The 728-nt window shown below is 39.7% G+C and carries 1 protein-coding gene; it reads right to left on the bottom strand.

Features of this window, described 5'->3' with window-relative positions; genetic code table 11:
• The coding region (locus tag SLH48_RS22410) for an IS110 family transposase (protein ID WP_320259927.1) at positions 1-518 on the bottom strand (518 nt) is incomplete at its 3' end.
• Positions 519-728: the final 210 nt, after the last annotated feature.

The following is a 728-nucleotide window of genomic DNA, read 5'->3' as shown; positions in this document are numbered from 1 at the left end:
TATAAATTACTAAAAACCCCTTTATATTCAGGAAATACTTGATCTAGTATCGTTTGGAACTGAAGTTTCAGTTGTACATAGTTCCGTGTTAAAGAATCGTGTTGTCTATTCAGGTTTCTCAGGTTCATCGTTTCAACACTTTTTCGTTGGTAGGCAACTAAGTCCTCTTTGTAATACATCTCACACAAATGCTTCGCATCAGCTGGGTCTGATTTCACTTTTCGAAGACTACTTTTTTTCGTTTCGTAAGAAACAACGGGATTCACTAAATAGTACGTAATCCTTTTTTCCTCGAGAAACTGTAAAATAGGTTCATGATAGTGTCCTGTAGATTCAAAAACAATGACAGGTTTTAAGTCAGCGTGGATTTCCACCTCTTTGAAAAACATAAAAAAATTACGTAATCCATTGGTATTATGCTTAAATTTGAAGGTCTTTCCGAAGGGTTGCTTTCTTGCCAGGAAAGCTTGAACTTGGCTTTCTCCTTTTGCGACATCCAGGCCAATCACTGGATCCATACTGTATCACATCTCCTTCTAGTAGATTTGTCGGTTGTCCCTGTCTACCTTGTAGTGTCATAGCTTCGCTTGTTATACGGGGTCAATGCCCCAACCAGCCTCAAACATGTTTCTACAAGTAGGGAGTGGACAGTATTGTGGACGGGATCAAGTCCCACTGGCGCATACGTCCTATCCCGACTACCTAAAGAATAGCCTATAAAAAGAAGG

The sequence above is a fragment of the Cytobacillus sp. IB215316 genome (genome assembly GCF_033963865.1).
GTDB classification, from domain to species: Bacteria; Bacillota; Bacilli; order Bacillales; family SM2101; genus Nanhaiella; species Nanhaiella sioensis.
This window is presented reverse-complemented; position numbering and strand designations above follow the sequence as displayed.